Source organism: Hyunsoonleella sp. 2307UL5-6 (genome assembly GCF_047345485.1).
Classification (GTDB): Bacteria; Bacteroidota; Bacteroidia; order Flavobacteriales; family Flavobacteriaceae; genus Jejuia.
In genome coordinates, this window is sequence record NZ_JBLFEN010000002.1 from 442,870 (window position 1) to 463,685 (window position 20,816).

General features: G+C 32.9%; 18 protein-coding genes. 6 read left to right on the forward strand and 12 right to left on the reverse strand.

What is annotated here, in order from left to right:
- Positions 1–34 precede the first annotated feature (34 nt).
- Together gltB and ACKGJY_RS05415 are read left to right on the forward strand one after the other, a co-directional pair.
- A complete protein-coding gene (gene gltB / locus ACKGJY_RS05410; protein ID WP_413972837.1) occupies positions 35–4,546 on the forward strand; it encodes a glutamate synthase large subunit in 4,512 nt (1,503 codons plus the stop codon).
- Positions 4,547–4,550: 4 nt separating this feature from the next.
- Entirely contained in the window at positions 4,551–6,017 is a 1,467-nt protein-coding gene (locus tag ACKGJY_RS05415; RefSeq protein ID WP_413972838.1) for a glutamate synthase subunit beta, read from the forward strand.
- 76 nt (positions 6,018–6,093) lie between these two features.
- Here ACKGJY_RS05415 and fbp read toward each other — a convergent pair whose 3' ends face one another.
- Complete coding sequence (gene fbp / locus ACKGJY_RS05420; protein WP_413972839.1) at positions 6,094–7,098, reverse strand: class 1 fructose-bisphosphatase; 1,005 nt, start codon at positions 7,096–7,098, stop codon at positions 6,094–6,096.
- A gap of 113 nt (positions 7,099–7,211) precedes the next feature.
- Between fbp and ACKGJY_RS05425 the strand changes: the two genes are divergently transcribed.
- The 4 genes from ACKGJY_RS05425 to ACKGJY_RS05440 are packed head-to-tail and all read left to right on the forward strand — an operon-like array spanning position 7,212 to position 11,793.
- Positions 7,212–7,691 carry an N-acetyltransferase family protein gene (locus tag ACKGJY_RS05425; protein WP_413972840.1) on the forward strand — a complete coding sequence of 160 codons (480 nt, stop codon included), beginning with the start codon at positions 7,212–7,214 and terminating at the stop codon, positions 7,689–7,691.
- 1 nt (position 7,692) lies between these two features.
- Positions 7,693–8,943, forward strand: a complete 1,251-nt coding sequence (locus tag ACKGJY_RS05430; protein ID WP_413972841.1) for an aspartate kinase — start codon at positions 7,693–7,695, stop codon at positions 8,941–8,943.
- Between the two features lie 23 nt (positions 8,944–8,966).
- The gene (locus ACKGJY_RS05435; RefSeq protein WP_413972842.1) at positions 8,967–10,796 is read left to right on the forward strand and encodes a GNAT family N-acyltransferase; all 1,830 of its coding nucleotides are present in this window, start codon (positions 8,967–8,969) and stop codon (positions 10,794–10,796) included.
- Positions 10,783–11,793, forward strand: a complete 1,011-nt coding sequence (locus tag ACKGJY_RS05440; RefSeq protein WP_413972843.1) for a carboxypeptidase-like regulatory domain-containing protein — start codon at positions 10,783–10,785, stop codon at positions 11,791–11,793. The genes ACKGJY_RS05435 and ACKGJY_RS05440 overlap by 14 nt, the downstream gene beginning before the upstream one ends.
- Here the strand turns inward: ACKGJY_RS05440 and ACKGJY_RS05445 are convergent.
- From ACKGJY_RS05445 to ACKGJY_RS05495, 11 genes are all read right to left on the reverse strand, one after another.
- The gene (locus tag ACKGJY_RS05445) at positions 11,770–12,405 is read right to left on the reverse strand and encodes a low molecular weight phosphatase family protein (RefSeq protein WP_413972844.1); all 636 of its coding nucleotides are present in this window, start codon (positions 12,403–12,405) and stop codon (positions 11,770–11,772) included. The two genes, ACKGJY_RS05440 and ACKGJY_RS05445, sit on opposite strands and share 24 nt — an antisense overlap.
- A 75-nt stretch (positions 12,406–12,480) precedes the next feature.
- Positions 12,481–12,966: a DUF6428 family protein gene (locus ACKGJY_RS05450; protein ID WP_413972845.1), complete on the reverse strand. Its 486-nt coding sequence runs from the start codon at positions 12,964–12,966 to the stop codon at positions 12,481–12,483.
- A gap of 35 nt (positions 12,967–13,001) precedes the next feature.
- Positions 13,002–13,325, reverse strand: coding sequence for an ArsR/SmtB family transcription factor (locus ACKGJY_RS05455; protein ID WP_413972846.1), 324 nt, complete (start codon positions 13,323–13,325; stop codon positions 13,002–13,004).
- Between the two features lie 112 nt (positions 13,326–13,437).
- Positions 13,438–13,914 carry a YtxH domain-containing protein gene (locus ACKGJY_RS05460; RefSeq protein WP_413972847.1) on the reverse strand — a complete coding sequence of 159 codons (477 nt, stop codon included), beginning with the start codon at positions 13,912–13,914 and terminating at the stop codon, positions 13,438–13,440.
- A gap of 99 nt (positions 13,915–14,013) precedes the next feature.
- Positions 14,014–14,778, reverse strand: a complete 765-nt coding sequence (locus ACKGJY_RS05465) for a sulfite exporter TauE/SafE family protein (RefSeq protein WP_413972848.1) — start codon at positions 14,776–14,778, stop codon at positions 14,014–14,016.
- Between the two features lie 216 nt (positions 14,779–14,994).
- The gene (locus ACKGJY_RS05470) at positions 14,995–15,819 is read right to left on the reverse strand and encodes a thymidylate synthase (protein WP_413972849.1); all 825 of its coding nucleotides are present in this window, start codon (positions 15,817–15,819) and stop codon (positions 14,995–14,997) included.
- 227 nt (positions 15,820–16,046) lie between these two features.
- Positions 16,047–16,382: a hypothetical protein gene (locus tag ACKGJY_RS05475; RefSeq protein ID WP_413972850.1), complete on the reverse strand. Its 336-nt coding sequence runs from the start codon at positions 16,380–16,382 to the stop codon at positions 16,047–16,049.
- 292 nt (positions 16,383–16,674) lie between these two features.
- Positions 16,675–18,198 carry a NupC/NupG family nucleoside CNT transporter gene (locus ACKGJY_RS05480; protein WP_413972851.1) on the reverse strand — a complete coding sequence of 508 codons (1,524 nt, stop codon included), beginning with the start codon at positions 18,196–18,198 and terminating at the stop codon, positions 16,675–16,677.
- A gap of 11 nt (positions 18,199–18,209) precedes the next feature.
- A complete protein-coding gene (locus tag ACKGJY_RS05485) occupies positions 18,210–18,827 on the reverse strand; it encodes a bifunctional nuclease domain-containing protein (RefSeq protein WP_413972852.1) in 618 nt (205 codons plus the stop codon).
- Positions 18,828–18,950: 123 nt separating this feature from the next.
- Complete coding sequence (locus ACKGJY_RS05490; protein WP_413972853.1) at positions 18,951–19,910, reverse strand: electron transfer flavoprotein subunit alpha/FixB family protein; 960 nt, start codon at positions 19,908–19,910, stop codon at positions 18,951–18,953.
- 101 nt (positions 19,911–20,011) lie between these two features.
- Positions 20,012–20,758, reverse strand: a complete 747-nt coding sequence (locus ACKGJY_RS05495) for an electron transfer flavoprotein subunit beta/FixA family protein (protein WP_413972854.1) — start codon at positions 20,756–20,758, stop codon at positions 20,012–20,014.
- Positions 20,759–20,816 lie beyond the last annotated feature (58 nt).

The following is a 20,816-nucleotide window of genomic DNA, read 5'->3' on the forward strand; positions in this document are numbered from 1 at the left end:
CGACGCTTTTTTAATCTAAAATATACCGTTGACTATGTTAAAGAAACAAGGTTTATATTCCCCCGAATTTGAGCATGAAAACTGTGGAGCGGGCTTTATTTGTAATCTTAAAGGAGAGAGAACAAATCAAATTATACACGACGCTTTAGAAATTCTTGTAAAATTAGAGCACCGTGGTGGTGTAAGTGCTGATGGACGAACAGGTGATGGCGCTGGCTTACTTATAGATATACCGCACGATTATTTTAAACGGGTTTGCGATTTTAAAATACCAGAGCAACGAGAGTATGCCGTAGGTATGGTGTTTTTACCTAAAGTAGAAAACCAATATAAATACTGTAAAGATATTTTTGAACGTGAAGCCATTGCGCAAGGACTTACTGTACTAGGGTGGCGAAAAGTTCCTGTAGATTCTACACAATTAGGTCAAATAGCTTTAGCATCAGAACCTAGCATAGAACAATTATTTATTGGTAAATCAGAAGCTATAGATGAAGCTACATTTAAAGCTAAGCTTTACGCTGCTCGTAAAATTACAGAACACACAATAAGAACATCAAAAATATCTGAGAATTCTTATTTCTATGTTCCAAGTTTATCAACTACTACCTTAATATATAAAGGTATCATTATGCCTGAAGATATTGGGCCATATTATACCGATTTACAACAAGTAGATCTTGTAACGCGTTTAGCACTAGTACACCAACGTTTCTCAACTAACACAATGCCAACTTGGGAGTTAGCACAACCCTTCCGATTTATGTGCCAAAATGGAGAGATTAACACACTTCGTGGTAACGTAAGCCGCATGCGCGTTCGCGAAGAGATTATGAGAAGTGATGTGTTTGGACCTCAAATAGAGAAACTATTTCCTATAATTTTACCAGGAAAGTCAGATTCTGCTTCTATGGATATGGTGGTTGAACTATTAACACATACCGACCGCTCTTTGCCTGAAATTATGATGATGATGATTCCTGAAGCTTGGGAAAAACATGCCACTATGAGCGAAGATAAAAAATCGTTCTACGAATATAATGGTTGTATTATGGAACCATGGGATGGTCCTGCTTCTGTACCATTTACAGACGGAGATTACATTGGTGCGCTGTTAGATAGAAATGGATTAAGACCATCAAGATATACCGTTACTAAAAGTGGAAAATTAATCATGGCTTCTGAAGTTGGTGTGGTTGATATTGAGCCAGAAGATGTTGAATCTCATGGTAGATTAGAACCAGGAAAAATGTTCTTGGTAGATATGAACGAAGGTCGTATTATAGATGATGAAGAAATAAAAACTAAGGTTGTAAATCAGCGCCCTTATAAAGAGTGGTTAGATAAAACCCGCTTACATTTAAGAGATGTACCTTACACAAATGAAACTTGCCCGATAGAAACTATTGATATAAAAACAAGGCAACGTTTATTTAACTACACATTTGAAGATATACAAGAGGTTATTACACCTATGGCGCAAAAGGCTAAAGAAGCTTTGGGTTCTATGGGGATTGACACACCATTGGCTGTATTATCTGATAGACCACAATTAATTTCAAATTACTTCAAACAATTATTTGCACAAGTTACAAACCCACCGTTAGATGGGATTAGAGAAGAAATTGTTACAGATATAAGTTTGAATCTCGGGAAAGACCGTAATATTTTTAGTATTACAGACAGACAATGTAGAAAGCTAAGAATTCAAAATCCAGTAATTTCAAATGCTGATTTAGAAAAAATTAGATCGATTCAAATTGAAAGTTTTAAAGCTGAAACCATTCAAATACTTTACCCAAAAGCACAGGGTATGAATGGCTTGGAAAATGCTTTAGATGATATAATTAACCAAATTGAAAAAGCATTAGAGCGCAAAACAAACATCATCATATTATCAGATAGAGGTGTTAATGAAGAATTTGCACCAATTCCTGCATTGTTAGCATGTTCATACGTTAATCATCAAATGAATCGTTTACGTAAACGTTCTTACTTTGATATTATCATTGAATCTGCAGAACCTCGAGAGCCGCATCATTTTGCTACTTTATTTGGTTATGGCGCAAGTGCTATAAATCCATATATGGTGAATGAAATCATCAGAATGCAAGTTAAAGACGGCTTCATTACTGATATAGATGAACAAAAAGCAGTAGATAACTTTAACAAAGCTATCGGTAAAGGCATACTTAAAATCATGAATAAGATTGGTATTTCTACACTGCATTCTTACAGAGGGTCTCAAATTTTCGAGATTGTTGGATTTAATTCAACATTTGTAAAAAAATATTTCCCGTATACCGCCTCTAGAATTGAAGGTATAGGTTTATATGAAATAGAAAAAGAAATAGACCAACGCTACAAACAAGCCTATCCAGACAAATCAATTGATAAAAACTTAGGTTTAAATATTGGAGGAGATTACCGTTGGAGACGAAATGGAGAGCGCCACATGTTTAACCCTACTACTGTCGCTAAATTGCAACAAGCAGTTAGGTTGAGCGATCAAGCAAGTTATGATACTTACTCTAAAGTAATTAACGAACAGTCTCAAAATTTAATGACAATTCGTGGATTATTTGAGTTTGATAACTTAGACCCAATTCCTTTAGACGAAGTAGAACCATGGACAGATATTGTTAAGCGTTTTAAAACTGGCGCCATGTCTTACGGTTCCATTTCTCGTGAAGCGCACGAAAACTTAGCGATTGCTATGAACCGAATTGGTGGAAAATCTAATTCTGGAGAAGGTGGAGAAGATAGAAATCGTTTTCATCCAGATATTAATGGAGACAGTAGAAACTCAGCAATTAAACAAGTTGCTTCTGGCCGTTTTGGTGTAACCTCACATTACTTAACAAACGCTAGAGAGATTCAAATAAAAATGGCTCAGGGTGCTAAACCTGGAGAAGGCGGACAATTGCCTGGTGAAAAAGTACTCCCTTGGATTGCTAGTGCACGTAACTCCACACCATTTGTGGGCTTAATTTCACCACCTCCTCACCATGATATTTATTCTATTGAGGATTTAGCACAACTTATTTTCGATTTAAAAAATGCCAATCGAGAAGCTAGAATTAACGTAAAATTAGTGTCTGAAGTTGGTGTTGGTACTATTGCTGCAGGTGTTGCAAAAGCTAAAGCTGATGTTGTACTAATTTCAGGATACGATGGTGGTACAGGAGCATCACCTTTAACTTCATTAAAACATGCAGGTTTACCGTGGGAGTTAGGACTATCTGAAGCACAACAAACATTAGTATTAAATAACTTAAGAAGTAGAATTGTAGTAGAGTGTGACGGACAGTTAAAAACTGGACGCGACGTTGCCATTGCTGCATTACTAGGTGCAGAAGAATTTGGTTTTGCAACTGCACCATTAGTAGCCTCTGGTTGTATTATGATGCGTAAATGTCATTTAAATACATGTCCGGTAGGTATTGCCACTCAAGATAAAGAGTTACGTAAAAACTTTAAAGGCACACCAGAACATGTTATTAACTTTTTCTATTATGTAGCTGAAGAATTACGTGGTATAATGGCGCAATTAGGCTTTAGAACCTTAGAAGAAATGGTAGGGCAAACGCATAAAATTAATGCCAATAAAGCCATAGACCATTATAAAGCTAAAGGTTTAGATTTATCTAGTATTTTGCATAGACCAGCAGCATATAATGAGCTAGTTGTTAGAAATACTGAAACTCAAGATCATAACCTTGATAACGTATTAGATTTTACAATCTTAAGAGATTCTCATCGCGCGTTATACCGAAAAGAACAGATGACCTTAGAATACCCAATTAATAATTTGAATAGAACTGTTGGCGCTATTGTAAGTAATGAAATTTCTAAAATATATGGGCATTTAGGCTTACCTGAAGACACGCTCAATATTAACTTTACAGGGTCTGCAGGACAAAGTTTTGGAGCATTTGGTGCATTTGGATTAACTTTTACTTTAGAAGGAAATACTAATGATTATTTAGGTAAAGCACTATCTGGCGCTAAACTTATCATAAAAAAGCCTAAAACAGCAGATTTTAAAGCGAATGAAAATATAATTGCAGGTAACGTTTGTTTATTTGGAGCCGTTAATGGCGAAGCTTATATAAATGGTATTGCAGGCGAGCGTTTTGCTGTAAGAAACTCAGGCGCTACAACTGTTGTTGAAGGCGTTGGAGATCACTGTTGTGAATACATGACTGGAGGTCGAGTTATCGTGCTTGGTGAAACAGGACGAAACTTTGCTGCTGGTATGAGTGGTGGTATTGCATATGTATACGACCCTGATAATAAATTTGTAAATGGGTTGTGTAATACAGAAACTATCGAATTTGAAGATATTTCTAGTGAAGATGCAAACGAATTAAAAGCTTGCATTGACAAACACCAACTATATACAAATAGTGAAATTGCTAAAACATTATTAGCAAACTGGGATACTACATTAGGTAATTTTGTAAAAGTTATGCCAATAGAATACAAACGTGCATTAAAGCGTTTAGAGACTGAAGAACAAATGGTAGAAGAATTAACAGCTTAGAATCATGGGGAAAGTAACTGGATTTAAAGAATTTGAAAGACAGGATGAGTCATACAAACCTGTAGAGGAACGTGTAAAACATTATAAAGAATTCACCGTTGAATTAAGTGAACCTGAATTAACAAAACAAGGATCGCGTTGTATGGACTGTGGGATTCCATTTTGTCATAGTGGTTGCCCATTAGGAAATTTAATTCCTGATTTTAACCATATGGTACACCAAGGTGAATGGCAAAAAGCCTCTTGGATACTACATTCAACAAATAATTTCCCAGAGTTTACAGGTCGTCTATGTCCTGCACCCTGCGAGCAATCATGTGTGTTAGGTATTATAGAAGATCCTGTTTCTATTGAAAATATTGAAAAAAACATTGTTGAACGTGCATTTAAAGAAGGTTGGATAAAACCACAACCACCAAAAACAAGAACGAGTAAAACTATTGCTATTGTAGGTTCTGGACCAGCTGGTTTAGCTGCAGCACAACAACTAAATAGAGCTGGACATACTGTTACTGTTTTTGAACGTGATGATGAAATTGGTGGACTACTTCGCTACGGGATTCCTAACTTCAAAATGGAAAAAGGAATTATCGATCGCCGTTTAAAAATATTAGAAGCTGAGGGTATTGTATTTAAAACTAACGTGAATGTTGGCGTAAATTACAGTGTTGAAGATTTAAAGGCTTTTGATGCCGTTGTGCTTTGTGGAGGTGCTACAGATAGACGTAGTTTACCAACACCTGGTATCGACGCTGATGGTGTGGTACAAGCTATGGATTTCTTAACACAGCAGACTAAAGTATTATTTGGAAAAAAAGTTGAGAATCAAGTATTGGCAACTGGTAAAGATGTGATTGTTATCGGTGGTGGTGATACAGGTTCTGATTGTATAGGAACCTCAAACCGTCAAGGCGCTAAATCGGTAGTTAATTTTGAAATTATGCCGAAACCTCCTGGACATCGTTCACCCACAACACCTTGGCCTTATTGGCCTTTACAGTTAAAAACATCGTCTTCTCATAAAGAAGGTGTAACTCGTAATTGGTTAATAAATACAAAAGAGTTTATTACTGATGATAACGGAAAACTTACAGCTTTAAAAACTGTTAATGTTGAATGGAAAATGGTACCAGGACAACGTCCACAATTAGTAGAAGTTGAAGGTACTGAAAAAACTTGGCCATGTGATTTAGCGTTATTAGCTTTAGGTTTTACAGGACCTGAGAGTACGCTTGCTGATAAATTAGGACTAAATACTGATGCCCGTTCTAATTATAAAGCTGAATATGGAAAATACCAAACTAATGTATCTAACGTATTTGCCGCTGGTGATATGCGCCGCGGACAGTCGTTAATTGTTTGGGCTATTTCTGAAGGTAGAGAAGCTGCACGTCAAGTAGATTTGTATTTGATGGGGAAATCAGATTTACCATCAAAAGACGTAAGTGGAGATTTAGTAGGTATGCACTAATAACATTATATTTTAATTAAAAAATAAAATGCGAACCCCATAGTTCGCATTTTATTTTTTATCATGTACTTTTTTTCTATGCCTCTCGCATAAACTCCTCAACTTTATCTACCATATTTATACTGCCACAAACAAATGGTACACGTTGGTGTAGCTCGGTAGGCTCTATTTCCATAATTCTTGTAAAACCATCACTAGCTTTACCATTAGCTTGTTCTGCTAAATATGCCATAGGGTTACACTCATAGAGCAAACGTAATTTACCATTAGGATTTCTAGAACCTTGGGGGTATAAATACACGCCACCTTTTATCATGTTTCTATGAAAATCTGACACTAAAGATCCTATATATCGCGATGTATAAGGCCTATCTCCTTCTTCTGCTTGACAATATTTAATATAGTTTTTAATACCCTTAGGAAAATCAAAGTAATTCCCTTCATTTACAGAATATATGTTTCCATCTTCTGGAAATTCCATACTTGGGTGTGATAAATAAAATGAACCTATTGCAGGGTTTAAAGTAAAGCCATTTACGCCATCACCTGTAGTATATACCAGCATTGTAGATGTGCCATATACCACGTAACCAGCAGCTACTTGCTCTACTCCCTTTTGAAGAAAATCTTCTAATTGTACGGGTGTACCAACTGGTGTAACACGCCTATATATTGAGAAAATAGTACCAACAGATACATTTACATCAATATTAGAGGACCCATCTAATGGATCTATTAAAACTACATATTTGTTTTGATGGTTTTCATCTTGACTATTTATTGTTATAAAATCGTCCTCTTCTTCACTTGCAATACCACAAACAATATTTCGTTTAGTTAATGTTTGAATAAATTTATCATTAGCGTATACATCAAGTTTTTGCTGGTCTTCACCTTGAATATTTGTATCCCCTACAGCGCCTATAATGTCAACCAAGCCTGCTTTATTCACTTCATGGTTTACAACTTTAGCAGCTAACCGTATAGAGTTTAAGAGACTTGATAATTCTCCTGAAGAATATTTAAATGATGATTGATTTTCAATAATAAATTCCCCAAGTGTTTGCTTTTTTTGAGACATAGTTTATAAGTTTGTTTTAGTAGACATTAAATATAATGAACTCTGTTAATCTGACATTAAAAACTTTAAATTAATATCTACTTTAAGCTATATTTGAATGTAAATTATAAGAAATGCAAATTACAATACGAAATTCAAGAAAAGAAGATATGCCCCAGGTATATAAATTAATTAATGAACTTGCAATTTTTGAAAAAGAACCAGACGCTGTTATAATTACTATAAAAGATTTAGAAGATGACGGTTTTGGTAAAATACCACAATTTCATTGTTTTGTGGCTGAAATCGATTCTAAAATAGTAGGTTTAGCCTTAGTTTATAACCGCTATTCTACTTGGAAAGGAAGAGCTATTCATCTTGAGGATTTAATTGTAAGCGACGCTATGCGCGGAAAAGGTATTGGCTCTAAACTTCTAGATAAAGTAGTTAAATACGGGTATGAATTAGGTGTAAAACGTATTAGCTGGGAAGTATTGGATTGGAACGAGCCTGCAATAACATTTTATGAAAAAAATGGTGCTAATGTAATGCGAGATTGGAATGTAGTACAATTAAATGAAAAAGCTATAATTAACTATATTTCTAAATTATAAGATGCAAATATATAAGTTTGGTGGTGCATCTGTAAAAGATGCTCATGGCATTAAAAATTTAGCTAGGGTACTACACGCTGTAGGCTACAAAAACGTACTTATTGTAGTTTCTGCTATGGGAAAAACCACTAATGCTCTAGAAGTTGTTTTAAAAAATTATTTCGAAAATAAAGCTGAACTAAGTAGTGCTATACAAGATGTTATTAAATATCACAATACTATTTTGTTAGATTTATTTGAAGACGAATCGCACCCAATTTTTAAAAAAATCATCTATTTGTTTAAAGAACTTGACGATTTTTTTAAAACAAATAAATCGCCAGATTACAACTATGTTTACGACCAAACTGTTAGCTATGGCGAATTAGTATCTACAACCATAATAAGTGCTTATTTAAATACTATAGACATTCAAAATAATTGGCTAGATGCGAGAACACACATAAAAAGCGACAACTATTACAGAAGAGCTAATGTAGACTGGGAAGCAACGCAACACAACATCACAACATCTTTTAACAAAAAAACACTAAATATTACGCAAGGGTTTATAAGTAGCGATGCTAATAACTTTACCACTACACTTGGGCGAGAAGGAAGCGACTACACTGCTGCTATATACGCCTATTGCCTAAATGCAGAAAGTGTTACGATTTGGAAAGACGTACCAGGAGTTTTAAATGCAGATCCTAGATATTTTGAAAATGCACAGTTATTACATAAAATATCTTATGAGGAAGCAATAGAATTAGCATTTTATGGCGCATCTGTAATTCACCCAAAAACATTACAACCGTTGCAACGTAAAGAGATTCCGCTTTATATAAAATCGTTTTTAAATCCAAAAAACAGTGGTACTAAAGTTGGAAAAGGCATAACATTAGAGCCAAATTTACCATGCTTTATTTTAAAAAAGAACCAAGTTTTAATTTCTCTATCAGCTCTTGATTTTTCATATATCGTTGAAGACAATATAAGTGAAATTTTCAAACTGTTGCACACTTATAAAATGAAGGTTGTTGTTATTCAGAATTCCGCTATTAGCTTTTCAGTTTGTGTTGATAATATTTTCAATAATTTAGAAGAATTATTACAGCATTTTAAAGCTAAATTTAGTGTTACCTGTCATAAAAATGTGTCTTTATACACCATTCGCCATTACAACAATGATGTTTTAAAAAAGTTAGAAGACAATAAAAATGTGTTACTAAAGCAATTAACACAAGAAACAGTGCAAATAGTAACAACATAGTTTTATTTATTACTTTTACACTAATGGGCAAACAGCAAGATATAGGGTTAGTAACCGCAAAAGAAGTTGCAAAAGCCATACAGTTAGATAAATATGGTTTTATAGGCACTTTTATAGGCTGGTTATTAATGAAAATTTTAAAAATATCTACGCTAAATAAGGTTTATAATCGTAATAAACATCTTAAAGACGTTGATTTTTTAAATGGTGTTTTAGAAGATTTTCAAATTAAGTTTGAAATTCCTGAAGAGGATTTAAAACGTTTACCTAAAGACGGTGCTTACATTACAGTATCTAACCATCCACTTGGTGGTATAGACGGTATATTGTTGCTAAAACTCATGCTAGAACAGCGTAAGGACTTTAAAATTATTGCTAATTTCTTACTTCATCGCATTATTCCTCTAAAACCTTTCATAATGCCTGTAAACCCTTTTGAGGATAGAAAAGATGTGAAATCTAGCCTTGCAGGGTTTAAAAATGCCATTTTACATTTAAGAGAAGGGCATCCACTAGGTATTTTTCCAGCGGGTGAAGTTTCTACCTATCGAGATGGAAAACTCGTTGTAGACAAACCATGGGAAGAGGCAGCAATGAAATTAATTAAGAAAGCAGAAGTACCAATAGTACCCATTTATTTTCATGCAAAAAATAGTAAGCTTTTTTATAAATTATCTAAGATTAGTGATACGTTTAGAACTGCTAAATTACCATCAGAACTTTTAACACAAAAAAGACGTACCATAAAAGTACGCATAGGAAAACCAATTTGTATTAAGGATCAAAAAGAACACGAATCGTTAGAGGAATTTTCAGAATTTATACGAAAAAAGACATACATGCTGTCTAATGCTTTTGAAAATAAATCTAAAATCCTCGATAACATTTCATCATCTTTAAAAGTACCAAAATCACCCAAAAATATTGTCACACCAGTTGATAATAATGTAATGATTAGTGAAGTTGAAGCTTTACGACATGACAACTCACGGCTTTTAGAAAGTAAAAACTATGAAGTTTTTCTAGCAGATGCCAAAAAAATACCTAATATTTTACGTGAAATCGGAAGACTAAGAGAAATAACATTTAGAGCAATAGGTGAAGGTACAAATGAAGCCATAGATTTAGATGTATTTGATAACTATTACCACCATATGTTTTTATGGGATAGAGAGCAAAAGGTAATCGCAGGTGCTTACAGAATGGGATTAGGTTCTAAAATTTTTGAGCGTTATGGTATAAATGGGTTTTATTTACAAGATTTATTTCGTTTTGAACCTGAACTCCACAAAATGATGAGTGAATCTATCGAAATGGGGCGCGCATTTATCATTAAACAACACCAACAAAAACCTATGCCTTTATTTTTACTTTGGAAAGGCATTGTACATACTACACTGCGTTACCCAGAACACAATTATTTAATTGGCGGAGTAAGTATCAGTAATCAGTTTTCAAACTTTTCAAAATCGTTAATGATAGAGTTTATGAAATCGCATTACTACGATCCCTACATAGCTCAATATGTTCGCCCTAAAAAAGAGTTTAAAGTAAAACTTAAAGATGCTGATAAAGATTTTGTTTTTGATGAAACAGAAGCCGATTTAAACAAATTTGATAAGTTTATTGATGAAATAGAACCAGGTGCGCTGCGTTTACCTGTATTACTCAAAAAATATATAAAGCAGAATGCAAAATTAGTAGCCTTTAACGTAGACCCTCTATTTAATAACGCTGTAGACGGTTTGATGTATATTAAAATTGCTGATTTACCAGAAAGCACCGTACGCCCTGTTATGGAGGAATTCCAAGTAGAGTTAGAACGAAAGTTTATGGAAAATGATGAAACTTAAATTATGCTTTATATTATTTTTACTAATCGGTTTTTTTGGAAATTCACAAATTATACGTGGTGTTGTTTTAGACGCTAAAACAAAAGCTCCTGTAGAAACTGCTGCTATTTATTTTAACAATACTACTTTTGGTGTAATCACTAATAATAAAGGGGAATTTACTATAGAATATACAAAGGCTATACAATCTCCCTTAATCATATCATTTTTAGGTTATAAAAAACAACTAATAACCAATTATAGAAAAAACAACAGGTTAACCATTTTACTTGAAGAAAATAATGAAGCCTTAGGTGAGGTTACTGTAAATGCCAATGACGGATTAACACGTAAAGAGAAACTAAGAATTTTTAGAAGAGAATTTTTAGGATCTTCACGTTTTGGAAAATCTTGTAAAATACTAAACGAGGACGCACTTATTATTAATTACAATAAAAAGGAAAGCGTTTTAACAGCATATTCTAAAGTTCCTTTACGTATTACAAACAAAGCGTTACAATACAATATCACTTACGATCTTAATTCATTTATATTACACTTTATGCCTCCAAATCCCAACGAAAGCATCTTCAACACAAAATCCGTAGGTTTCAGAGGCAATTCATATTACAAGAATTTTAAGGTTTTTAATAAAGACAAAGCAATTAGAAATAGACGTAAGGCTTACGCTGGATCTAGACTCGAATTTATGCGTGCGCTTTACACTCAGAAATTTAAGGAACATAAATATGAAATATATTTTAAAAACACTAAAGTAGATCCTTGGGAGAGTATTGATATAGAGCCTAAAACCAACACCGAGATAAAACGAGTTTCCCTATCTCAACCCTTAAATATTATATTCAACAACTGGGAGAAATCAAGAATTACATTTATTATACCTACAATTTCACTTGATTTTTACGGAAACTATACCGATGTAGATAAGGTGCTTTTCTCAGGAGTCATGGGAGACCAACGTGTTGGAGAATTATTACCTTTTGATTATGGATTGTAATTTAGAAAACACAAACTTCATTTCTGTAGCAATTTGTAAACTTCGGTTTATATAGGTTTCAGTTTGTTGTGGTGTACCGTCAGATTTTTTTGGATCTTCGTAAGTTACTGCAATACGAGCATCACAGCCCAATACCATCGGGCAAGCTTCATCTGCAGAAGAACACGTCATTATAGCTGCAAAGTCCGAAGACGGATTAAAACTGGCACTAAATTCTTTTGAAAATGCAATTATAGAAGGTTGATTATCTGAAAATTTAACACTGTAAACAGGGTTATCACCTTCAGATAATTTCTGATTTTGAAAACCTTGATTTCTCAATGTTTCCTCTACTTTAGGAAACATCGCAGTAGCCTCTGTACCTCCAGAATAGCATGACACATTACCTATATTAAAGTAAGCTGCCATAGTTTGTGCCCATATTTGCGATAAATGACTTCTACGAGAATTATGTGTACAAATAAAATTCAATCGTATTGAAGTTTTTGATGCAATCTTATCTTTTATATACTCTATTAAGGGTTGAAGTGTGTTTTGCCTAGTTTCTGAAACTAAACTAACATCTAATGATTTTATGATATTTGCAATATCATTATAAACTTTATCGTTCATTTATTTTGTTGTTCCTACAAAAGCAGGGGTTTCACTAAATTTTATTTTTATAATTCTCGTCTTACTAAAGAAACTTTAACAGCATCCACTACCAGGAGCACAACTCGAGGTATTGGCTTGTAATTCTTCAACAACACCACAAAGCTCTTTAGCTTTACAATCGGTTTTTTCAATAGCTAATTTAAATACCAAATTATTGCCTCGTATTTCAAAATCGTTAACAAATAACTGTGCTGTATGAAACATACTATTACTATACTCAAACTTAACCTCAGCATCTAAAATATATGGCTTTATTTGTCCTACTTTATTTAAAATACCTAAAGCTTTTAAAACCGACATGTATTCTGTTTTACCAATTTCATTAGGGCTTTCCCATAATTGAATAATGGTTTCTTTCCAAGCATCCGTTTGTGCACCACAATCTACAGCATCAATAGTAACGTGTTTTACTTCTGTAATATGATAATTGGCGTTTACAAATACACCTTCAGCATATTCAAAAAGTAGTGTCTTATTTTTATTGGTTTCTAAAATTGAAAATAATTCTTGTGTTTTCATAGTCTTAATGTTTGATTGTTAAATATTAACATATATTAACAACAGTTTGATGATGTTGTATTAAAAAAGTTATTTAATTGTGATTGAAATTCTTGAAAGCGTTCAACATTTAAACAATAACAGATACTTTTACCTTCAAAATTACCCTTTAATAACCCTGCTTGTTTAATTACTTTTAAATGTTGAGAAATTGTAGGTTGAGATAACCCAATCTCATCTACAATATCATTACAAATACAGGAATTTTGCCTACTTATATATTGCAAAATAGCAATACGAGCAGGATGCGCAAAAACCTTAGCTATACTAGCCATTTCATTAATATGTTCTGAATAAATACTCAATTTTGATGCGCCCATACTATAAAATTATTACACAAATATAGTAATAATATGTAATATTGCAATATTACGATATGATAAAATAAAAAAAAGCCAAAAGAGTTCAATTGAGTCCTTTGGCCTGTATATTCTATAAAGCTTTAAACCAATTTTGAAAATGCTCTCCCAGCAAAGGTGTAGGTTTCTTTTCTCCACTTAGTGCTCCTATCAAACTCATTATCCACAATACAAGCATTAAAATCCAAATTACTAAATTTAAAACAGGAATAAAACTACCTATAAATGATATTATGATTAAACCTAACATTTGACGGATATAAAAAGATCCTAATTCTGTTTTGTTACTACTATTCATTACTAAAGCAATAACCCAACCTATTATAGTTATGTGAGCTATAATTGCAATGTTTTTACCATCGCTAAATACTTCTTTTGCATCATTTGCAAACTCTGAAGCTGTTGCTTTGGCATCATTTGCAAACTCCTTCGCTTTATCTTTTGCATCATCAGCCATATCTCCTGCTTTATCTGCTGCATTTTTTGCACCATCTTTGGCGTCGTCTAGCATATCGTTTAGATCGTCGCTTAAATTTTTTTCGTCTGACATATTAATTTAATGTTTTGATTAGGATTTAAAAGTAATAAAAAAAATAGTTAACTCTATGAATAAGTACAGTGTTAAATAAAAATGTTACATCTGCTACTTTTATCTAAATAATAAAAGAATTCCTCCTAAGGCAGTAACCGCAATTATAAATTTTCTATAATTTAAATTTGATATTTTTTTTACTAAAGCAACTCCAATAAAAAAACCTAAAATAATCAAAGGGATTAATGTTGCATTTAACACTAAGCTTTCTTTATTTACAGTGTGCCATACAAAAAAGTGAAAAGGCAGTTTAAATACATTAATAATAAAAAACAACCATGCTGCAGTACCAATAAATTCATTTTTTGGTAATCGTACTGCTAGAAAATAAATGTTTGATATTGGGCCAGCCAAATTTCCTATCATAGTAGTAAATCCAGCTAAAAACCCTGTAGCTCTAGAAAACCATTGGTTATTAGGCACATTTTTAGAATTTCGCTTTTCAAAAAACAACATGATACCTATAGAGCCAATAATAATTAGAGCCATAACCTTTTTAAAAACAACTTCTGAAATTACGTCTCCAACCCAAACACCAACCAAAACTCCAATAATCATAGAGGGTAGCAATTTTTTTATAAACCTCCATTGGGTATGTCTATTGTAGTATGTAACAGCAATTATGTCTGCTGCAATAAGCATTGGCAATAATACGCCTGTTGATGCTTTTTCTCCGAAAACAAATGCTAAAGTTATAACAATAATGATACCTATGCCTTTTATTCCAGATTTAGAAAAGCCTAAAACAAAAGCAGCTAAAAACACAGCTATCCATTGTAATACTGAAAAGTTATAAGCTTGTAAAATTTCTAGATAAGTCAATCTTTACTCTTTAAGATTAGAAGACTAAATAAATGGGTATTTATTAGCGTAAAACACTTCATTTTATTAAGATGCTATTCAAGTTATAATCATAATTTCCATAATTAGGAGCTAATAGTTTTAAACTAAAGTTTTTCGCTGGTCTGAAAGTACTTTTAGAAGATTTAAATATCGTTTTATGATTATGACACAAACGTGGTAAACATTTTTGATATGCTAAACAGCAACAGCACCTTTAATATGAGGATGCGGATTATAATCTTGTAGCGTAAAATCTTTAAAATCGAAGTCAAAAATATCTTTAATATCAGGATTTAAAATCATTTTTGGTAACGGACGAATATCTCTTGATAATTGTAATTCTAGCTGTTCTAAATGATTACTATAAATATGTGCATCTCCAAAAGTGTGTATGAATTCTCCAGCCTCATAACCACATACTTGAGCCATCATCATAGTAAATAATGCATAAGATGCAATGTTGAAAGGTACTCCTAAAAAAATATCTGCACTACGTTGATATAATTGGCACGATAATTTGCCATTTGCAACATAAAATTGAAAAAACGCATGACACGGTGGAAGCGCTGCTTTACCATTTGCTACATTCTCACTAAAACTTTTTGAAGTATCAGGTAATACTGAAGGATTCCAAGCAGAAACTAACATACGACGGCTATTTGGGTTGTTTTTTAGTGCGTGTATTACTTCTTTTATTTGGTCTATCTCATCACTATTCCAGTTGCGCCATTGGCGGCCATAAACAGGACCTAAATCACCATTATCATCTGCCCATTCATTCCAAATACGTACACCGTTTTCAGTAAGGTACTTAATATTGGTATCACCTTTTAAAAACCAAAGTAATTCATAAATAATAGATTTTAAATGCAATTTTTTAGTGGTAACCATGGGAAAACCTTCACTTAAGTCGAATCGCATTTGGTAGCCAAAAACACTTTTTGTACCAGTACCTGTTCGATCTCCTTTATCGTTACCGTTTTGTAAAACATGCTTAACTAAATCGTGATATTGCTTCATAATAACTTCCTACAAATGCAGTAATTTCTTTTAGGTTATACGTTTGCCAAAACTAAAATTTAGCAGTTACGAATTTAAAAAAAAAGAGAGGTTAAATTTTTATGTTTAAAGATGATAATATTAAAAGTTATTAACGAATTCTTTTTAAGAAAAACCATATTACACATTATAAAAAAACCGTTTAAATTTCTATTTAAACGGTTATCATTTTTTTGCTAAAGGTTTATTTAACCTGTTTGCTGTTGAGTTGTATCTTTTAAATTATTTTTTAGGAATTCTATCTTTATTGTATTCTTAAATTTTTGTGCCATCAAAATATTATCTCTTTCTAATTCTTTCATACGTTTATTAATCTCTCTCCTCCTTTTAAAAATTTTTTGTAGATTTTCTTCTCGGTGTCTTTGCTTACGCATTTTTAACCTCTGCATAGCTTCTTCACGTTCCCTGTGTTCTTTTGCGTTTCGCTGTTTTGCCTGTAAATCTAAATATACTGAGCCATAAGAATAAGCATAAATTGCCAAAAATAATAATGCTATAATCGTCAAAATAGTATAACCATTCATAATCTTTAGTTTTATAGGTTTCTAAATTTTAAAAATCTTTTTATTACGTATTTATAATTTCTTTCTAATACACAAAAACAGACTTGATTAAATATACATAGCTTAAATATATTAATTTTTTTATTAAAAGGTTAAATTATTATTAATAATATAATAAATTATATAAATTAATAAGATATGCTTATAAATATAATATAAATGTTAAAAATACTTTTTATAAAGATTAGATATTTAGGAGAATTCTCTGATTAATACTAAATGGCATTTTAAGAATAAAGTTAAGAGCTATATATTAACCAATAATCATACCTGCAATAGTAGCCGAAATTAAAGAAGCAATTGTACCACCAAGTAAGGCCTTCATTCCAAATTTAGAAAGTGTTTTACGTTGTCCAGGAGCTAATGAGCCAATACCGCCAATTTGTATGCCAATAGATGCAAAATTTGCAAACCCACACAACATATAGGTTGCCATAATAACAGACTTTTCATATTTTAAATGCGTGGCGCTTGTTATGTCTTTTAAATCAGCCAATTGTATATAGCCAATAAACTCACTTGCAGCAAGTTTAATACCAAGGAGTTGCCCCATTAAAGCCATGTCTTCTTTAGCAACACCTATAAGCCACATTAAAGGTGCGAAGGCGTAACCTAAAACAAACTCTAATGATAAACTATTGTATCCCGTATGCTCTATAATCCAATTATTTACCCCAGAATAATGTCCTATTTTTCCAAAACCATAATTGAACATCGCAATAAATGCTACAAAAACTAAAAGCATTGCACCTACATTAACTGCTAATTTTAAGCCTTCGGTAGTTCCGTTAGCAATGGCATCTAAAAAGTTAGACCCTATTTTGTCTTGAGATACTTTTACGTCTGTATCTATAGATTCAGTTTGTGGGTATAAAATTTTTGAAATAACTATAGCACCAGGTGCCGCCATAACTGATGCTGCTAGAAGGTGCTTAGCATAAAATAAGCGTAAAGCAGGGTCATTACCTCCAAGAAACCCAATATAAGCTGCTAAAACAGCCCCAGCTACGGTAGCCATCCCACCAATCATAACTAATAGCATTTCAGATTTATTCATTTTCTCTAAATATGCCTTTATCAAAAGTGGTGCTTCTGTTTGTCCTAAAAATATATTTCCGGCAACACTTAGGCTTTCTGCTCCAGAAATTTTAAGTAGCTTAGATAGCAACCAACCAAAACCCTTTACAACAATTTGAATAACTCCCAAATAGTAAAGTACAGATGTTAATGCAGAAAAGAAAATGATTGTTGGCAGTACTTGAAAAGCAAAAATAAAGCCAAAAGTATCCATGTCTACAACCAAACCTTCAAACAAGAATTTACTACCTGCTTTTGTAAATTCAAGAATCTGTACAAAAAGACCACCAACTAATTCAAAAATACGTTTGATAAAATTTACTTTTAATACGCCAATAGCGATCACTAATTGAAACGCAAGCCCTATACCTACAACTCTCCAATTAATCGCTTTTCTATTACTGCTACATAAAAAAGAAATAAACACCAGAGCTATCATACCTAATACACCACGCCATAAGCTTGTAAATGAAAACCCTTGACTTGGAATTATAGCTGCTGTATTTGTTATTTTTGAAGAATTATTAATTGCAATATCAGTTTCAATAGTTTCAATTGTAAATATGGTATCGCCTTTATGTTCTGATTGGGTTACAACCTCGGCAGTAATCTCTTCTATAGTATTAAGTGTATCTTGAGCAAAAGAAGGTGTGCTAAATAAACACAATATGAAAACAATAACACTTAAAAATTGCTTCATAAATTAAACCCTTAACGTTTAGAAATTTCATCACGAATACTTGCTGCTTTTTCGTAGTCTTCATTGTTTACAGCTTCTTCTAAAAGGCTATGCAATTCTTTTAGAGATTTAGAAGAATAATCTTCTTTAGATACAGCAGGCTCTAATTCTCCTGCCAAAATATCATCAACCAAAACACTATCTTCTTCAGTGTCTTCATCATCTTTATTAGGGTCAACCTTTAAATAAATACCCGCTTTATCTAAAATATTTTTATAGGTAAAAATTGGTGCATCAAAGCGTAAGGCTAATGCAATAGCGTCACTAGTTCTAGCATCAATAATTTCTTCAATTTTATCACGTTCGCAAATTAAACTAGAATAAAACACACCATCTACTAATTTGTGGATAATCACTTGTTTTACTACAATATCAAATCGATCTGCAAAATTTTTAAATAAATCGTGAGTTAGCGGTCTTGGTGGTCTAATTTCTTTCTCTAAAGCAATAGCTATAGATTGCGCTTCAAAAGCACCAATAACGATGGGAAGTTTGCGATCACCCTCAATTTCATTTAATATCAAGGCATAAGCACCATTTTGTGTTTGGCTGTACGATATACCTTTTATATTTAGTCTTACTAAGCTCATAAATCTATTAAAATGCAAAGAACTGCTTAAATTAGAACATTACCAACTGCAAAAACAGTTTTTGGTATAAAATGCTAATTTAAGCAGTTATAAAGTACTACACAATTTATAAAAATAAATTTATTATTGTTGTGCTTTAAAAGCTTTTAATTTTTCGATGAGTTGCGGTACTACTTCAAAAGCATCACCAACAACGCCATAATCTGCAGCTTTAAAAAATGGTGCTTCAGGATCAGTATTAACAACTACTTTTACTTTTGAAGCGCTAATTCCAGCTAAATGTTGGATAGCACCAGAAATACCAATAGCTATATAAAGGTTAGAAGCTACAGGTTTACCTGTTTGACCAACATGCTCGCCGTGAGGTCTCCAACCTAAATCTGAAACTGGTTTAGAACAGGCTGTTGCTGCACCTAGCACATCTGCTAATTCCTCAACCATACCCCAGTTTTCTGGACCTTTTAACCCTCTTCCTGCCGATACCACAATTTCAGCATCTGCAATAGTTACTTTATCAGAAGCTTTATCTACCGAAGACACAGTAACACCTAGTTCTGGGATTGAAGGAGAAAAGTCTTCTGCTGAAGCACTGGCGCTATTTTCAACCAATCCGAAGGCGTTGTTAGAAACACCAACAATTTTAATATCCGACTTTATTTCAGTAATTTCAAATGCTTTATTTGTAAAAGCGGTGCGTTTTACTGTAAATGGACTTGTGCTTAATGGCACCTTAACAACATTAGAAGCATACCCTGCATTTAACCCAACAACTAAAAGCGGCGCTACGTACTTACTATCGGCACTAGAGCTTAAAATAACTACTTGAGCATTTTCTGCGGTAGATGCTTGTTGTAGTGCACTCGCATAGGCATTTGCATTAAAATTATTTAAATCTGTATTTGAAATTTTCAATACTTTATCTACACCATAATTTCCTAATTCTGACACATCATCTGCATTTATAGTTACTGCTGTAACTGTAGTTCCTAATTGATCTGCCACAGCTTTTGCATAAGATGCTACTTCAAAAGCAGCTTTCTTAAATTTATTTTGTTCTGATTCTGTATATACTAAAACTGACATAAAATTTGTTTTTGTAATCCTAAACTTGTTTCAGGATCTCATTACTTTTATTTCTTGTGTTTAAAAAAAATACCGAAATACATTCGGAATAATTTAGTCTTCTAAATCACTTTAGCTTCATTATGAAGTAAATTAACCAACTCATCAAGATTATCTGCAGAAACCAACTTTACTGCACCTTTTGGGGCAGGTTTCTCAAAACTCACAGAGTTTGTACCCGCTGCAACATCAACTGGATCAGCTACTGTTAATGGTTTTTTTCGTGCCATCATAATGCCGCGCATGTTTGGTATTTTTAAATCACTTTCTTCAACCAAACCTTTTTGCCCACCAATAACTAAAGGCAAACTAGTAGCAACGGTTTCTTTACCACCATCAATTTCTCTCATAGCTGTTACAGATGTACCATCAATTTCTAAACCAATACAGTTGTTTACAAAATTTGCACCTAACAAACCTGCCAACATACCTGGAACCATTCCTCCGTTATAGTCTATAGACTCACGGCCAGCAATTATTAAATCGTAACCACCGTCTTCTACAATTTTAGTTAATTGTTTAGCAACCGAAAAACCATCAGTTGCAACAGTATTAACTCTAATTGCTGCATCTGCACCAATAGCTAAGGCCTTACGTAACGTAGGTTCTGTCTCTGCACCACCAACATTTGCAACGGTAACTTTTGCACCTTGCTTTTCTTTAAACCACATGGCACGTGTTAATCCAAATTCGTCATTAGGATTAATTACAAATTGCACTCCATTTGTATCAAATTTTGTATCACCATCAGTAAAATTAATCTTTGATGTAGTGTCAGGAACATGACTTATACAAACCAATATATTCATAACTTAAATCGTATTAAAATGTCTTATTTTTTATGGATACGAAGTTAGGTATTTTATT

What these genes read in the sequence shown, in the direction of transcription:
- gltB (WP_413972837.1), top strand. Translation starts at nt 35, where the DNA reads ATGTTAAAGAAACAAGGTTTATATTCCCCCGAATTTGAGCATGAAAAC.
- ACKGJY_RS05415 (WP_413972838.1), top strand. Translation starts at nt 4,551, where the DNA reads ATGGGGAAAGTAACTGGATTTAAAGAATTTGAAAGACAGGATGAGTCA.
- fbp (WP_413972839.1), bottom strand. Translation starts at nt 7,098, where the DNA reads ATGTCTCAAAAAAAGCAAACACTTGGGGAATTTATTATTGAAAATCAA.
- ACKGJY_RS05425 (WP_413972840.1), top strand. Translation starts at nt 7,212, where the DNA reads ATGCAAATTACAATACGAAATTCAAGAAAAGAAGATATGCCCCAGGTA.
- ACKGJY_RS05430 (WP_413972841.1), top strand. Translation starts at nt 7,693, where the DNA reads ATGCAAATATATAAGTTTGGTGGTGCATCTGTAAAAGATGCTCATGGC.
- ACKGJY_RS05435 (WP_413972842.1), top strand. Translation starts at nt 8,967, where the DNA reads ATGGGCAAACAGCAAGATATAGGGTTAGTAACCGCAAAAGAAGTTGCA.
- ACKGJY_RS05440 (WP_413972843.1), top strand. Translation starts at nt 10,783, where the DNA reads ATGATGAAACTTAAATTATGCTTTATATTATTTTTACTAATCGGTTTT.
- ACKGJY_RS05445 (WP_413972844.1), bottom strand. Translation starts at nt 12,405, where the DNA reads ATGAACGATAAAGTTTATAATGATATTGCAAATATCATAAAATCATTA.
- ACKGJY_RS05450 (WP_413972845.1), bottom strand. Translation starts at nt 12,966, where the DNA reads ATGAAAACACAAGAATTATTTTCAATTTTAGAAACCAATAAAAATAAG.
- ACKGJY_RS05455 (WP_413972846.1), bottom strand. Translation starts at nt 13,325, where the DNA reads ATGGGCGCATCAAAATTGAGTATTTATTCAGAACATATTAATGAAATG.
- ACKGJY_RS05460 (WP_413972847.1), bottom strand. Translation starts at nt 13,914, where the DNA reads ATGTCAGACGAAAAAAATTTAAGCGACGATCTAAACGATATGCTAGAC.
- ACKGJY_RS05470 (WP_413972849.1), bottom strand. Translation starts at nt 15,819, where the DNA reads ATGAAGCAATATCACGATTTAGTTAAGCATGTTTTACAAAACGGTAAC.
- ACKGJY_RS05475 (WP_413972850.1), bottom strand. Translation starts at nt 16,382, where the DNA reads ATGAATGGTTATACTATTTTGACGATTATAGCATTATTATTTTTGGCA.
- ACKGJY_RS05480 (WP_413972851.1), bottom strand. Translation starts at nt 18,198, where the DNA reads ATGAAGCAATTTTTAAGTGTTATTGTTTTCATATTGTGTTTATTTAGC.
- ACKGJY_RS05485 (WP_413972852.1), bottom strand. Translation starts at nt 18,827, where the DNA reads ATGAGCTTAGTAAGACTAAATATAAAAGGTATATCGTACAGCCAAACA.
- ACKGJY_RS05490 (WP_413972853.1), bottom strand. Translation starts at nt 19,910, where the DNA reads ATGTCAGTTTTAGTATATACAGAATCAGAACAAAATAAATTTAAGAAA.
- ACKGJY_RS05495 (WP_413972854.1), bottom strand. Translation starts at nt 20,758, where the DNA reads ATGAATATATTGGTTTGTATAAGTCATGTTCCTGACACTACATCAAAG.